At 72.9% G+C, this 12,912-nt stretch carries 10 protein-coding genes; 3 read left to right on the top strand and 7 right to left on the bottom strand.

Annotated features, from left to right (window positions below; translation table 11 throughout):
* Nucleotides 1–37: 37 nt before the first annotated feature.
* Complete coding sequence (locus tag L332_RS22255) at nt 38–937, bottom strand: phosphodiesterase (RefSeq protein WP_021010505.1); 900 nt, start codon at nt 935–937, stop codon at nt 38–40.
* A gap of 274 nt (nt 938–1,211) precedes the next feature.
* Here L332_RS22255 and L332_RS22250 point away from each other — a divergent pair, with 274 nt between their 5' ends.
* Entirely contained in the window at nt 1,212–2,795 is a 1,584-nt protein-coding gene (locus tag L332_RS22250) for a stealth family protein (protein WP_235045077.1), read from the top strand.
* A gap of 6 nt (nt 2,796–2,801) precedes the next feature.
* On the opposite strand, the gene rbsK is transcribed toward L332_RS22250, so the two are convergent.
* The 6 genes from rbsK to L332_RS22220 are packed head-to-tail and all read right to left on the bottom strand — an operon-like array spanning nt 2,802 to nt 10,824.
* Nucleotides 2,802–3,740 (bottom strand): ribokinase, encoded by a 939-nt coding sequence (rbsK, locus tag L332_RS22245; protein WP_021010503.1) that lies wholly within the window; start codon nt 3,738–3,740, stop codon nt 2,802–2,804.
* A 17-nt stretch (nt 3,741–3,757) separates the two neighbouring features.
* The gene (locus L332_RS22240; RefSeq protein ID WP_021010502.1) at nt 3,758–5,764 is read right to left on the bottom strand and encodes a prolyl oligopeptidase family serine peptidase; all 2,007 of its coding nucleotides are present in this window, start codon (nt 5,762–5,764) and stop codon (nt 3,758–3,760) included.
* A gap of 25 nt (nt 5,765–5,789) precedes the next feature.
* On the bottom strand, nt 5,790–7,211 hold the full coding sequence (locus L332_RS22235) for a rhamnulokinase (RefSeq protein ID WP_021010501.1): 1,422 nt from the start codon (nt 7,209–7,211) through the stop codon (nt 5,790–5,792).
* On the bottom strand, nt 7,208–9,241 hold the full coding sequence (locus L332_RS22230; RefSeq protein ID WP_021010500.1) for a bifunctional rhamnulose-1-phosphate aldolase/short-chain dehydrogenase: 2,034 nt from the start codon (nt 9,239–9,241) through the stop codon (nt 7,208–7,210). The genes L332_RS22235 and L332_RS22230 overlap by 4 nt, the downstream gene beginning before the upstream one ends.
* A 31-nt stretch (nt 9,242–9,272) precedes the next feature.
* Nucleotides 9,273–10,433, bottom strand: a complete 1,161-nt coding sequence (rhaI, locus tag L332_RS22225) for an L-rhamnose isomerase (protein ID WP_021010499.1) — start codon at nt 10,431–10,433, stop codon at nt 9,273–9,275.
* 1 nt (nt 10,434) lies between these two features.
* Nucleotides 10,435–10,824, bottom strand: a complete 390-nt coding sequence (locus L332_RS22220; protein ID WP_021010498.1) for an L-rhamnose mutarotase — start codon at nt 10,822–10,824, stop codon at nt 10,435–10,437.
* A gap of 138 nt (nt 10,825–10,962) precedes the next feature.
* On the opposite strand from L332_RS22220, the gene L332_RS0115230 reads away from it, so the two are divergent.
* Together L332_RS0115230 and L332_RS22215 are read left to right on the top strand one after the other, a co-directional pair.
* Nucleotides 10,963–11,844 carry a DeoR/GlpR family DNA-binding transcription regulator gene (locus tag L332_RS0115230; protein ID WP_081646097.1) on the top strand — a complete coding sequence of 294 codons (882 nt, stop codon included), beginning with the start codon at nt 10,963–10,965 and terminating at the stop codon, nt 11,842–11,844.
* A complete protein-coding gene (locus L332_RS22215; protein WP_021010496.1) occupies nt 11,841–12,890 on the top strand; it encodes an autoinducer 2 ABC transporter substrate-binding protein in 1,050 nt (349 codons plus the stop codon). The genes L332_RS0115230 and L332_RS22215 overlap by 4 nt, the downstream gene beginning before the upstream one ends.
* Nucleotides 12,891–12,912 lie beyond the last annotated feature (22 nt).

Below are 12,912 nucleotides of genomic sequence, written 5' to 3'. Positions count from 1 at the left end.
TCGGCACGCCGCGGGCGCCCTCGGCGCCCGCAGCGGCTCAGCCAGCGGGGACGAGCGCCTCAGGCGCGAGCCGGAGGCCCGACGCCTCGAGGCGGCGCCGCGACTCGTCGGCGTCGATCCAGTCGAGGTGCGGGAACGCGCCGAGCGGCACGACCGAGTGGAGCACCGTCGTCGGGTAGACGTGCACGAGGTTGAAGGCGCGCGCGCCGTCGCGGCCGCGCGTGCCGCCGACCGGCACGTTGAGGTCCTGCGTGTAGCAGGTGGCGGAGGCGACCGACACGGGGATGCCGCCGAACGTCGCGGTCGACGAGTAGTGCAGGTGGCCGGCGAGGATCGAGCGCACGTCGGTGCCGACGAGCGCCTCCTCGAGGTTGCGCTGGTCGCGCAGCTCGACGCTCGCCGCGAGCTCGAGCACGCTCGGCACGGGCGGGTGGTGCATCGCGAGGATCGTGCCGTGCGGCGCGGGCTCCGCGAGCTCGGCGCGCAGCCACTCGAGCTGCCCGTCGCCGACCTCGCCGTGGTGGCGGCCCGGCACGGTCGAGTCGAGCGTGATGATCCGCAGCCCGCCGACGTGCGTGACCGCGTCGATCGGCGCATCCGAGGGGGCCTCGCCGAGCAGCTCGGTGCGGAACGCGCGCCGCTCGTCGTGGTTGCCCATCACCCAGACGACCTGCGCGTCGAGGTCCTCCGCGACGGGGTCGACGATCCGACGGAGGCGACGGTACGCATCCGCCTCACCGCGGTCGGCGAGGTCGCCGGTGAAGACGATCGCCTGGGGCCTCGCCCCCGATGCCTCGAACTCGTCGAAGAGGCGGCGGAGGTGGTCCTCGCTCGCGACGCGGTCGTAGAGGCGGCCGCCGCCGGCGAGCAGGTGGGTGTCGGAGATGTGGAGGAGGAAGTGGTCCGGCCGGGGGTGCTCGGCGGATCGGGTGGTCACGATTCGTCCTGTTCCAAGGTGTCGGCTCTTCATCGAACTTGCTCGGAGGCTAGTCCAGCGCACGCGCCCGAACGCGACGTGAACGCGGCGTGTACGAGGGAGAACACGCCGCTCCGGCACCGGATTCCGGGGAAGTACCATGGGATGTACCCCGAGGAGAGGAACGGCGCGCCCAGTGGCAGACGAGCACGAGCGGAAGGTCGACGACCCGGACAGCGTCTTCACGCCCGCCCGACCGGTCTCGCGCATCCGCGTCTCGGAGGCTCCCGAGCTCGTGGTGCTGCCGTCCGGCGGCCGCTTCAGCCGCTTCGATCGGGCCGACGTCGTGCTGCAGAAGGGGCGCTACGCGCTGCTGAGCGGCCACATGACGCCGCACGAGTCGATGGTCGAGGACCTCTTGGCGCTGCGCGATGCGCTCGACGCCGCCGACATCCCGTGCCTGCTCGTGCGCGACGACGACGGGCGGCCGATCGTCGCGGTCGACCGGGCGCTGCGCAAGCAGCTCGCGGCCGCGCTCGCCGAGGCGTTCGCCGAGGAGCCCTTCTACGCCGAGGCGATCGCGCCCGAGAAGGCGCTCGGCTTCGGTGCGGTGCTGCTCGCCGACGGCCGCCTCGCGGGGCACCGGAAGGCCGGCGCGATGCGCGTCTACCGGCCGCGCGTCGCCCCCGCCGGCCGGCTCCGCTACGGCCGCGAGACGGCGGTGCAGCTCGAGCTGTGGCGCTTCGGCGACGAGACGCTCAAGGCGCCGCTGCCCAACGCGCTCATGCGCGCGACGATGCCGCGGAGCGAGGCCGTCGTCGACACGGTGCTGCGCTACGGCCGCGAGTGGCAGACGATCCGCGACATGTGGGAGCCGCTCGCGAGCGACGTCTCGTTCGACATCGACATGGTCTTCTCGTGGGTCGACGGCTCGAGCGACGAGTTCCAGCGCGAGCGCGCGAAGCGCATGCAGGCCTACGTCGTGGGCGAGGGCGACGACTCGGAGGCGCGCTTCCGGCAGATCGACGAGCTCAAGTACGCGCTGCGCTCGGTGCACATGCACGCGCCGTGGGTGCGCCGCATCTTCATCGCGACCGACTCGCCCGCGCCCGAGTGGCTCGCCGACCACCCGAAGGTGACGATCGTGCGCGCCGAGGAGATGTTCGCCGACCCCTCGGTGCTCCCGACGCACAACTCGCACGCCGTCGAGGCGCAGCTGCACCACATCGAGGGCCTCAGCGAGCACTTCCTCTACTCGAACGACGACATGTTCTTCGGGCGGCCGCTCAAGCCGGATGTGTTCTTCTCCCCGGGCGGGATCACGAAGTTCGTCGAGGCCACCACGCGCATCGGCATGGGCGAGACGCACGCGAAGCGCTCGGGGCACGACAACGCGGCGCGCACGAACCGCCGCCTGCTGCGCGAGCGGTTCGGTGCCATCACGACGCGGCACCTCGAGCACTGCGCGGCGCCGCTGCGGCGGAGCGTCATGGCCGAGCTCGAGGCCGAGTTCCCCGAGGACTTCCGCCGCACGGCCGCGTCGCGCTTCCGCTCGGCGACCGACATCTCGGTCACGAACTCGCTCTACCACTACTACGCGCTCATGACCGGGCGCGCGGTGCAGCAGCACGACGCGAAGGTGCAGTACATCGAGACGACGCTCAAGAAGGCGCTGCCGGCGATGGCGCGGCTGCTGAAGAAGCGCGACCAGGACATGTTCTGCCTCAACGACGGCTCGTTCCCCGAGATCTCGGTCGAGGAGCGCACCGCTGCGGTGCGCGGGTTCCTCGAGGCGTACTTCCCGATCCCCGCACCGTGGGAGCGGCAGTCCGCGGCCGTGGCCGCGGCCGCCGCCGAGCCCGGCGCGCTCTCGGGCTGAGCCGGCTCAGCTCAGCAGCGCGTCGACCTCGCTCGCGGTCGGCACGCTCGACGAGCTGCCGCGGCGGGTGACGGTGATCGCCCCGGCAGCACCCGCGCGGCGGATCGCCTGCTCGATCGGCAGGCCACGGGCGATGGATGCGGCGAGGTGCCCCGCGAAGGCGTCTCCCGCGGCCGTCGTGTCGACGACGTCGACGCGCACCGACTCGTGGTGCGAGACCGACGCCGCCGTCACGAGCACGCTGCCCTCGCCGCCCATCGTGATGAGCGCGGCGCCGGCGCCCCTGTCGACGAACCAGCGGCCGGCGCGCTCGGCCGACTCGCGCGAGTCGACCCGGATGCCGGTGAGGAGGCTCGCCTCGGTCTCGTTCGGCTTGACGAGGTCGACGAGCGGCCAGATGGCGTGGTCGAGCGGCACCGCGGGCGCCGGATCGAGGATAACCGTGATGCCCGCGTCGCGCGCGAGCCGCGCGGCGACGAGCGTCATCGCGAACGGCGTCTCGAGCTGCGTGAGCATGACCCGCGCAGTGCCGGCGAGCGCGGCGAACGCGCGCTCGAGCTGCGCCGCATCGAGCGCGGCGTTCGCCTCCGGGATCACGACGATGTCGTTCTCGCCCTGCTCGACGACGCGGATGTGGGCGACGCCCGTGTGTCCGGGCACGGTGCGCACGTGCTCCAGGTCGACGCCGGCCGCGCCGAGGCTCGACGTCACGAGCCCGGCGAACGCGTCGTCGCCGACGCATCCGACCATGTGCGTCGTCGCGCCGGCCCGCGCGGCCGCGACGGCCTGGTTCGCGCCCTTGCCGCCGAGCTGCAGCTCGAACGAGTCGCCTGTGAGCGTCTCGCCCGGCTGCGGTGCGCGGGGCGCGAAGGCCGTGACGTCGACGTTGATCGAGCCGACGACGAGCACGCCGCCCTCGGCTGTGCCCGCTGCTGCCTGATCCATCGCGCCGGTCCTCCCGCTCAGGCCAGCGCGTCCGGCACCGGCTCCGCGCCGAGCACGTGCTGGTCGCAGAAGCCGAGCACCGCCTCGTTCCACGTGCGCGCGTTCGAGGGCCGCAGCACCCAGTGGTTCTCGTCGGTGAACTGCAGGAAGCGGTGCGGCATCGACTCTGGGGAGCCCGGCCAGCCCGACACGAGGTCCCACCACAGCCGCAGCGCCTCGCTCACCGGCACGCGGTAGTCGCGGTTGCCCTGCGTGACGAGCATCGGGGTCGTGATGGCGGATGCGTGGTGGTGCGGCGAGTAGGCACGGTACCAATCGGGCAGCTCGTCGGCGTGGCCGTGCACGCGCACCTTCTGCGCCGCGGCATCCGTCGTCGCGTGCTGCTGGTCGAGCGCCCACAGCCCCGCGTGCGTCACGATCGCGCGGAACCGCTCGGTGTGCCCGGCGATCCAGTTGGTCATGTAGCCGCCGAACGAGCCGCCGAGCACGGCGGTGCGCTCGCTATCGAGGCCCGGCCGCTCGAGCACGGCGTCGAGCAGCGTCTCGCACTCGCGCCAGACGACGTCGGCGAGCCGCGGCCAGCCGCGGTTGAGCCCCGCGTGGCCGTAGCCGGTCGACATCGCCGGGTCGGGCAGCAGCACGGCGTAGCCGCGCGCGACCGCGAGCCACGGGTTCCAGCGCCAGCTCCACGCGTTGTAGGAGCCGTGCGGGCCGCCGTGGATCCAGAGCATGACGGGCGCGGGCTCGGCGGCGCTCGCGGCGCGCGGCGTGCAGAGCCAGCCGCCGACCGTCACGCCGTCGACGTCGGCCTCGACCCACTCGAGCGCTCCGGGCAGCTCGCCGATGCGGCCCGGCGCCGGGATGCTCGCCGAGCTGCCGTCCTCGAGCGAGATCCGCACGGGCGCCGCCGGCGTCGCCATGTCGGTGCGGAGCGCGAAGACCGCGCCAGCCTCGGCCGCTGGCGCGAGCGCCGCGTGCGGCGCGTCATCGACGAGCGTGCGCACGGCGCCCGTCGCGCCGTCGACGACGAGCACGGCACCGCGCGAGTGCAGGTCGCCGACGACGATCAGGGTCGACGCATCCGCCCATGCGTAGTCGGTGATCGTGACGTCGCCGACCTCGACGGTCACGGGGTCGCCGCCGTCGAGCCGGTGCAGCTCGAGGAAGTCGTAGGTCGTGTCGGTCGGCGTCGAGGTCGTCAGGCGCGTGACGGCGACGCGCGTGCCGTCGGGCGAGACGGCCGGGCTGCTCCACTGCTCGCCGGCCGTCGCCGGCAGCAGCTCGCGCCACTCGAGCGACGCGGTGTCGATGAGCGCGATCGACGAGCGGGTCTCACCGCCCGCGACGCGCTCGGTCCAGGTGGTGACGATCGCCGACCCGTCGGGCACGAGGTCGGCGGATGCGTTCACGAGCGCGACCGTGTCGGCGTCGGGCGTGAGGTCGCGCAGCTCGCCGCTCGGGGAGACGAGCACGAGCCGGGGGCTCACGTCGCCGACCTCGTGGTCCCAGTAGCGGATGGGCATGCCGGTGTGCCAGATGCCGGTGCGCTTCGCGTCCTTGCGGGCCTTCCGGCGCTCGGCGTCGTCGTCGAGCGAGCCGCCCGCGAGCACCTCGGTCGTCGCGAGCAGCGACCCGTCGTCGGCGACCGCGACGAGGCTCAGCCCGCCCAGCGCCGACGCGACGACGCTCGCCTCCCCTCGCTCGGGCAGGCGCCAGATCGCAGGCACGTCCTCGTCGGCGCCGCCCGTCGGGTCGGGCCGCGCCGAGGAGAAGAGCAGCGAGCCGTCGGGCGCGAAGCGCGGCGCGCTCTCGCCCTTGTCCGACCAGGTCAGCCGACGCGCGTCCCGCTCACCCGCGGGGTCGAGCTCCCAGAGCGACGAGACCATGCGCGAGCCGTGCTCGTCGGCCTGCGCGATCGCCGCCACGAGCCGCTCGCCGCCCGGCGAGGCCGCGAGTCCCGCGAGGCGCGGCAGCCGCAGCAGGCCGTCGATGTCGGTGAAGTCGTCGAAGCGCGCGGAGTCCATCCCTCGACGCTAGCGGCCGCTCCTCTCAGCGGGCGCGCGGCCGGTACTCGACGAGCTCGTGCGTCGCGCGCACGAGGGCCCGCAGCTCCTCGAGGGTCGCGGGCGCGGCGCCGAGCGCGCGCGCCTGCACGAGCACGTTGCCGATCGCCGACGCCTCGACGGGGCCGGCGACGACCGGCAGCCCCGTGCGGTCGGCGGTGAGCTGGCACAGCAGCGCGTTCCGCGCTCCGCCGCCCACGACGTGCACGCGCTCGATCGCCTGCCCGCTGATCGCGGCCGCGTCCCGCAGCGCCCGGGCATAGCCCTCGGCGAGCGACTCGAGGATGCAGCGCACGACCTCCGCCCTGCCCTGCGGCGGCCGCTGCCCGCGCTCCTCGAACCACGAGCGGATGCGCGCGGGCATGTCGCCGGGCGGGTAGAAGGCGTCGTCGGTCGGGTCGAAGACCGGCACCGCCCACTCGACCGCGGCGGCGGCCGCGAGCAGCTCGGGCAACCCGAGCCGCTCGCCCGCCGCCTGCCACGTGCGCACCGACTCGCTCAGGATCCACAGCCCCATGACGTTCTTGAGGAACCGCGTGCGGCCGTCGACGCCGCCCTCGTTCGTGAACGACGCGTCGAGCGCCGCGGGCGTCGCGATCGGCGCGGCCGTCTCGATGCCGACGAGCGACCACGTGCCGCTCGAGACGTAGGCGCCGCCCGGCTCCATCGGCACGGCGACGACGGCGGATGCGGTGTCGTGCGAACCGACGGCGAAGACGTCGGGCGCGCCCTCGATCCCGTAGTGCGAGCGCGTCACCGCGTCGATCGGGCCGATGCGCGTGCCGGGGTCGACGACCTCCGCGAGGAGCGAGGCCGGGATGCCGAGCATCGCCATGAGCTCGGTGTCCCACTCCTCGTCGAGCCGCATGAGCCCGGTGGTCGAGACGTTCGTGCGCTCGGCGACCATGCGGCCCGTCATCCAGTAGCCGAAGAGGTCGGGGAGCATGAGCAGCCGGTCGGCGACCTCGAGGAGGCCGCGCTCGCGGTCGACCATGAGCTGGTTGATCGTCGTGAACGGCATGCGCTGCAGGCCGCAGCGCTCGTAGAGCTGCGGCTGCGCGATGACGCGGTCGACGAGCTCGAGCCCGCGCGCCGTGCGGTCGTCGCGGTACGAGAACGGGATGCCGAGCAGGCTGCCGCGCCGCAGGAGGGCGTAGTCGACCGCCCACGAGTCGACCGCGACCGACGCGAGCGACGCATCCCCGGGCATCCTCGACGCCGTCGCGACGCCACGCATCGCCTCGTCGTAGAGCGAGGGCACGCTCCAGTGCAGCCCATCGGCGATGCGCACCGGCCGGTTCTCGAAGCGCGCGACCTCCTCGAGCCGCAGCGTCGCGGGGCCGACCTCCGCCCGCACGACACGGCCGCTCGTCGCGCCGAGGTCGACCGCCGCGACCGTCGCCGTCATCGCAGGAACGCCGCCGCCACGCCGGAGTCGACGGGCACGTGCAGGCCGGTCGTGTGGCTGAGCTCGTCGCCCGTGAGCACCGCGACGGCGTTCGCGACGTGCTCGGGGAGCACCTCGCGGCCGAGCAGCGTGCGACCGGCGTAGTACTTGCCGAGCTCCTCCTCCTTCACCCCGTAGACCTTCGCGCGCGAGGCGCCCCAGCCGGAGGCGAAGATGCCCGAGCCGCGCACGACGCCGTCGGGGTTGATGCCGTTGACGCGCACGCCGTGCTGGCCGAGTTCGGCCGCGAGCAGCCGCACCTGGTGCGCCTGGTCGGCCTTCGTCGCCGAGTAGGCGATGTTGTTCGGGCCGGCGAAGACCGCGTTCTTCGAGGAGATGTAGATGATGTCGCCGCCGAGGCCCTGGTCGATGAGCGCCTTCGCCGCGGCGCGCGAGACGAGGAACGAGCCCTTCGCCATCACGTCGTGCTGCAGGTCCCAGTCGGCCTCGGTCGTCTCGAGCAGCGACTTCGAGAGCGAGAGCCCCGCGTTGTTGACGACGAGGTCGAGCCCGCCGAACGCGAGCAGCGCCGCGTCGACCGCCGCCTGCACCTCCTCGGCCCGCGTGACGTCGCACTGCACGCCGATCGCGACGTCGGTCGAGCCGAGCTCGGCCGCGGCGGACTGCGCCTTCTCGAGGTCGAGGTCGGCGATCACGACGCACGCGCCCTCAGCCGCGAGCCGGGTGGCGATCGCCTTGCCGATGCCGCTCGCGGCGCCGGTGACGAGCGCGATGCGGCCGGCGTGCGAGCGCGGCTTCGGCATGCGCTGCAGCTTCGCCTCCTCGAGCGACCAGTACTCGATGCGGAACTTCTCGGCGTCCGAGATGGGCTGGTAGCGCGAGAGCGCCTCGGCGCCGCGCATGACGTTGATGGCGTTCGTGTAGAACTCGCCCGCGACGCGCGCGGTCTGCTTGTCCTTGCCGAACGAGAACATGCCGACGCCCGGCACGAGCACGATCGCCGGGTCGGCGCCGCGCATCGCGGGCGACTCGGTCGTCGCGTGCGCCTCGTAGTACGCGGCGTAGTCGGCGCGGTACGCCTCGTGCAGCTCGCCGAGCCGCTCGATCGCGCGCTCGAGCGGCGCGTCGGCGGGCAGGTCGAGCACGAGCGGCTTGACCTTCGTGCGCAGGAAGTGGTCGGGGCACGAGGTGCCGAGCGCCGCGAGCCGCGGGTGCTCGGCGCGGGCGAGGAAGTCGGTCACGACCTCCGCGTCGCTGAAGTGGCCGACCATCGGCCGGTCGGCCGAGGCGATGGCGCGGATGTGCGGGGCGAGCGCCGCCGCGCGCGCTCGCCGCTCGTCCTCCGGCAGGGCGCCGTAGCCCTCGAGCTCGGCGCCGAACGGGTCTGGCCGGCCGTGCTCCTCGATGTACTCGGCTGCGGTGCGGATGATCCAGAGCGAGTTCTGCTCCGACTCCTCGCTCGAGCGCCCCCACGCCGTGATGCCGTGCCCGCCCAGGATGCAGCCGACCGCATCCGGGTTCGCGCGCTGGATGTCGCGGATGTCGAGCCCGAGCTGGAAGCCGGGACGGCGCCACGGCACCCACACGACCTTGTCGCCGAAGATGCGGCGCGTGAGCTCCTCGCCGTCGACGGCCGTCGCGATCGCGATGCCGGAGTCGGGGTGCAGGTGGTCGACGTGCGGGAGGTCGACGAGCGCGTGCATCGACGTGTCGATCGACGGCGCGGCACCGCCGCGGCCGTGGAGGCAGTAGTCGAAGGCCGCGACCATCTCGTCCTCGCGCTCGACGCCGGGATAGACGTCGACGAGGCCGAGCACGCGGTCGAGGCGCAGCACGGCGAGGCCAGCCTCCGTGAGCGTGCCGAGGTCGCCGCCGGAGCCCTTGACCCACAGGAGCTCGACGGGCTCGCCCGTCGCGGGGTCGATGCCGGTGCCCTTCGCCGACGTGTTGCCGCCGGCGTAGTTCGTGTTGCGGGGATCGCTGCCGAGCGCGTTGCTGCGCGCAAGCAGGTCGCTGACTGCCTGGTTCATGTCGTCTCCGTCGTCTCGGGGGTCGGCGCGGTCACGCGCCCCAGCCGGCCTGGGTGCCGCCGACGCGCTCGGCGGCGATGCGCTCGAGGTAGCCGGAGGCGAGGAAGGCGCGCATCGGGTCGGCGGGCAGCCCCTTCGCCTCGCGGTAGTCGGCGAGCAGCGGCCGCACGTCGGTCGCGAACGCGTCCATGAGGATGTCGTTCGCGAGCAGCACGTCGCACTCGCGGCGCGCGACGGCGAGCGCCTCGGTGTCGAGCGAGAGCGCCTTCGCGACGGCCTCCTGCACGTTGAGCACGCTGCGGATCTGGCCGGGCACCTTCTCCTCGATGTTGTGGCACTGGTCGAGCACGAGCTGCACGTCGGGGTCGCCGTAGCCGCCGCCCGCGATGAGCTCGACGATGATGCGGAAGAGCTGGAAGGGGTCGGCGGCGCCGACGATGAGGTCGTCGTCGCCGTAGAAGCGCGAGTTGAAGTCGAAGGCGCCGAGCTTCCCGAGCCGCAGGAGCTGCGCGACGATGAACTCGATGTTCGTGCCGGGCGCGTGGTGGCCGGTGTCGAGCACGACCTTCGCGCGGTCGCCGAGCGCGAGGCAGTGCACGTAGCTCGTCCCCCAGTCGGGGATGTCGGTGTGGTAGAACGCCGGCTCGAAGAACTTGTACTCGAGCACCATGCGCTGGTCGTCGGCGAGCCGCGCATAGATCTCGGCGAGCGACTCGGCGAGCCGGTCCTGGCGCTCGCGGATCGAGTCCTGGCCGGGGTAGTTCGTGCCGTCGGCGAGCCACACCTTGAGGTCGCGCGAGCCCGTCTCGTGCATGACGTCGATGCACTCGAAGTGGTGGTCGATCGCCTTCCGGCGCACGCGCGCATCCGGGTGCGTGAGCGAGCCGAACTTGAAGTCGTCGTCCTGGAAGGTGTTGGAGTTGACCGTGCCGAGCGCGACGCCGAGCTCCTCCGCGCGGGCGCGCAGCGCCTGCCAGTCGTCCACCTTGTCCCACGGGTAGTGCAGCGCGACGGTCGGCGCGAGCCCCGTGTGCTTGTGCACCTCGGCGGCATCGGCGAGCTTCTCGAACGGGTCGCGCGGCGTGCCGGGCGTCGAGAAGACGCGGAAGCGCGTGCCCGAGTTGCCGTAGGCCCAGCTGGGCACTTCGATGCGCAGCCGGTCGAGCTGCTCGGGGGTGGGGATGACGGCCATGTCAGCTCCTCGGTTCTGGGCGGGGTACGGTGCGGCTCGCCTCGAGCTGCGCATCGAGGTCGAAGGCGAGCGGGATGAGCTCGAAGGACTCGTCGGCGGGCCGCTCGATCCCCTCGAAGAAGGGCTGCATCTCGGCCTGCCAGCGCGCGTTCACGTCGCGCGCGGCCATGCCGGCGAGGGATGCGTCGAGGTCGCGGGTGCGGAAGGTGCCGATGCACGTGCCGTCGTCGGCGACGAAGATGCGGTAGTCGAGCCAGCCCGTCGCGCGGAGCGCCTCGAGCATCTCGGGCCACACCGCCGCGTGGCGCTCGCGGTACGCGGCGACGAGCTCGGGGCGGACGCGCAAGCGGAAGCACACGGGCGTCAAGGGCTGCGTCGCCGTGCTCGCCATGCTCGCTCCTGTCCTCCTCGACGATCGCGATCGGGCGCCTCGGCTCCGGTCGCGCCCCGCCAGCATGCCCCGTCGGAGTTTCGAACGCAAGCGCAAAGGTTGCGATTCGGTATCGGTGACTTGCGAAGCGACTTTCGGATGCGTACTGTCACCACCATCACCGACAAGGGAGACGCTGTGATCAGTCGTGAGGCGCGCATCCTCGACACCCTCGGAGCCCAGGGCTCCGTGCAGGTCGCCGAGCTTGCCCGCGACCTCGACGTCTCCGAGGTGACGATCCGCAAGGACCTCGACGCGCTCGAGCGCCGACAGCTGCTGCGCCGCACGCGCGGCGGCGCCGTGCCCCCCGAGCGCGGCGACGAGGGCGCCTTCCGCGACCGCCTGCAGCGCGACTCGGCCGCGAAGCGCGCGATCGCCGTCGAGGCCGCGAGGCTCGTCGCCGACGGCGACGTCATCGCGCTCGACACCTCGAGCACCGCGCACTACCTCGCGCTCGAGCTGCTGCACCGGCAGGGCCTCGTGGTCATCACCCAGTCGCTCCCGACCGCGAGCGTGCTCATGGAGCGCTCCGACGCGCGCGTGATCATGCCCGGCGGCACGCTGCGGCGCGAGAGCTCGGGCCTCGTCGGCCCCATCACCGACGCGCTCGTCGGCCGCGGCCGCGTGCACAAGGCGTTCGTCGGCGTCGTCGGGCTCTCGCCCGAGCGCGGGCTGCTCGAGCTCGCGACCGACGAGGCCGTCTCGAAGCAAGCGCTGGTCGCCGCGACCGACGAGGTGCACGGACTGTTCGACTCGAGCAAGGTCGACGGCTTCGCGCTGCACTCGTTCGCGCGCGCCGACCAGGTGACGAGCCTCATCACGGATGCCGACGCATCCGACGACTTCGTCGAGGAGTGGCGCGCCGTCGGCGTGCCGGTGGCCCGCGTGGCGCTCCCCGACGCGCAGACGACCGGCACGGCGCCGGTCACGGCACGGGCGGAGACCGCCTCCCGTCGCCTCACCCTGAAGGAGCATCGATGAAGATCTCACGCAAGATCGCGGGTGCACTGGCGCTCTCGGCGGCCGCTGCCGTCGTGCTGGCCGGCTGCACGTCGCGCAACACCGACACCGGATCGTCGGCGGCGCCCGGCGCGACCGACGGCGCGAGCGCCGAGGGCCTGACCATCGCGTTCGTGCCCAAGCTGCAGGGCATCCCCTACTTCGAGGCGATGAACACGGGCGGCCAGCAGGCCGCGGAGGAGCTCGGCTTCGAGTGGCTCTACCAGGGCCCGACGACCGCCGACGCCGCCGCGCAGGCCGACATCGTGCGCTCGTTCATCCAGCAGGGCGTCGACGTGCTGTTCGTCGCCCCGAACGACCCGAACTCGATGGCGCCGCTGCTCCAGGAGGCGCAGGCCGCGGGCATCCACGTCGCCACGACCGACACCGACGCGCCCGACTCGGTGCGCGAGGTCTTCGTGAGCCAGGCGTCGGTCGAGGGCATCGGCCAGCAGCTCACCGACTCGCTCCTCGAGGCGATGGGCGGCTCGGGCAAGTACGCGATCGTCTCGTGCGGCGAGACCGCGGCGAACCTCAACGCGTGGATCGAGGTGCAGGAGGCGTACACGGCTTCGGAGTACCCCGACGCCGAGATCGTCGACATCGTCTACGCCGGCGAGGACCAGGCCATGGCGACGCAGATGGCGACCGACCTCATGAACAGCCACCCCGACCTCACGGGCCTCGTGGGCGAGTGCACCTCGAGCGCCCCGGGCGTCGCGCAGGCCGTGCAGGACGCCGACCGCATCGGCGAGGTCTTCACCGTCGGCCTCGGCACGCCGCAGTCGATGCTGCCGTACCTCGAGTCGGGCGCCTCGAGCGCGTCGATCCTGTGGGACGTCGAGGGCCTCGGCTACCTGACCGGCTGGGCAGGCGTGCAGCTCGCGAGCGACGGCGACCTCGGCGACACGTCGAGCCTGTCGAACGAGGCGCTCTCGGAGGTCGAGTACGACGAGAGCACGGGCGTGCTGCTGCTCGGCCCGCCGACCGTCTTCACCGCCGAGAACGCGGGCGACTACGACTACTGATCGCCCGATCGACTGACGCCGG

It is taken from the genome of Agrococcus pavilionensis RW1 (genome assembly GCF_000400485.1).
GTDB lineage: Bacteria > Actinomycetota > Actinomycetes > Actinomycetales > Microbacteriaceae > Agrococcus > Agrococcus pavilionensis.
The sequence above is the reverse complement of the archived record's forward strand: the minus strand, read 5'-3'. Positions and strand labels throughout refer to the sequence as shown.

Excerpts from the sequence above, each read along its gene's own strand:
- L332_RS22215 (WP_021010496.1), top strand. The coding sequence starts at position 11,841 with ATGAAGATCTCACGCAAGATCGCGGGTGCACTGGCGCTCTCGGCGGCC.
- rbsK (WP_021010503.1), bottom strand. The coding sequence starts at position 3,740 with ATGGATCAGGCAGCAGCGGGCACAGCCGAGGGCGGCGTGCTCGTCGTC.
- L332_RS22220 (WP_021010498.1), bottom strand. The coding sequence starts at position 10,824 with ATGGCGAGCACGGCGACGCAGCCCTTGACGCCCGTGTGCTTCCGCTTG.
- L332_RS22240 (WP_021010502.1), bottom strand. The coding sequence starts at position 5,764 with ATGGACTCCGCGCGCTTCGACGACTTCACCGACATCGACGGCCTGCTG.
- L332_RS22235 (WP_021010501.1), bottom strand. The coding sequence starts at position 7,211 with ATGACGGCGACGGTCGCGGCGGTCGACCTCGGCGCGACGAGCGGCCGT.
- rhaI (WP_021010499.1), bottom strand. The coding sequence starts at position 10,433 with ATGGCCGTCATCCCCACCCCCGAGCAGCTCGACCGGCTGCGCATCGAA.
- L332_RS22230 (WP_021010500.1), bottom strand. The coding sequence starts at position 9,241 with ATGAACCAGGCAGTCAGCGACCTGCTTGCGCGCAGCAACGCGCTCGGC.
- L332_RS0115230 (WP_081646097.1), top strand. The coding sequence starts at position 10,963 with ATGCGTACTGTCACCACCATCACCGACAAGGGAGACGCTGTGATCAGT.